Annotated in this window: 1 protein-coding gene; it reads right to left on the bottom strand. The window is 61.4% G+C overall.

Features of this window, described 5'->3' with window-relative positions:
* The coding region (locus tag EOA22_RS35200; RefSeq protein WP_164756248.1) for a sugar ABC transporter permease at positions 1 to 798 on the bottom strand (798 nt) is incomplete at its 3' end.
* Positions 799 to 969 lie beyond the last annotated feature (171 nt).

Genomic DNA, 969 nt, shown 5'->3' with positions numbered 1-969 from the left:
GTAGGTTTGCGTACCCGGGCCGCCGCCGGTCATGATAAAAATGGTATCGAACATTCGGATGGCGTCAAGCAGGCGGAAGGTCAACGCCAGCAGCATCATAGACCCGAGATGCGGCAGCGTGATCGCCCAGAAGGCCTGCCAGGCATTGACGCCGTCGAGTTCCGCCGCCTCGTAGAGGTTCGGAGGGATTGCGGTAAGCCCGGCGAGCAGGACGACAAACATGAACGGAGTCCACTGCCAGACATCAGCGATGATCAGCGAGACATAAAGCCATGGGCGCTCGGTCATCCAGCCGATCGTCACCTCCTGCCCCAACAGTTGCGTCAGGATGTAGTTGGTTGGCCCGAAAGGCCGCTGAAGCAGCAGCGTCCACGCTTGGCCGACTATCACCGGGCTGATGAAAAGCGGCACGATCAGGATCGACATGACGACACCGCGCCCCGGAAAGCTGCGCACCATGGTGAGCGCCACCAGAAGGCCCAGCACGAATTCGATGGCGACGCTGATGCTCGACAGGCAGGCCGTCAGCAAGAGCGACCACCGTGCCACGGGATCGAACACCACCCGCTCGAAGTTTTTCAAGCCGACAAAGGCGTGGCCCGGCACCTGGAAGTCGTAGTTGATGAAGGACACGACCAGTGAGAACAGCAGCGGATAGATCGACAGCGCCAGTATCAACAGCACCGCGGGCGCGACCAGAATCCATTTGAAGTGGCGGTCCGCCCACTGTGCGAGGGTCGAAAGCCGAGGCGGGGCGCCGGTGGTCGTCATGCGACTGATCGTGGTGGTGTGCGGCATCGATTTATTCCAAAGATCGCCACGCGGTTGAGCCAGGGTGTTGCGAGCAAAGCGCCCGCAACACCGGTCTGGTGCTAGAAACCCGGCTCCCCTCCAGGCGAGTCTCAGAGGGTGACTGCCATGCCAAGCTTCTCCACTGTGTTGTCAGCGGTGGCGCCGGGCAGTTTCAGG

Source organism: Mesorhizobium sp. M7A.F.Ca.US.014.04.1.1, from assembly GCF_003998745.1.
Lineage (GTDB): Bacteria > Pseudomonadota > Alphaproteobacteria > Rhizobiales > Rhizobiaceae > Mesorhizobium > Mesorhizobium ciceri.
This window is presented reverse-complemented; position numbering and strand designations above follow the sequence as displayed.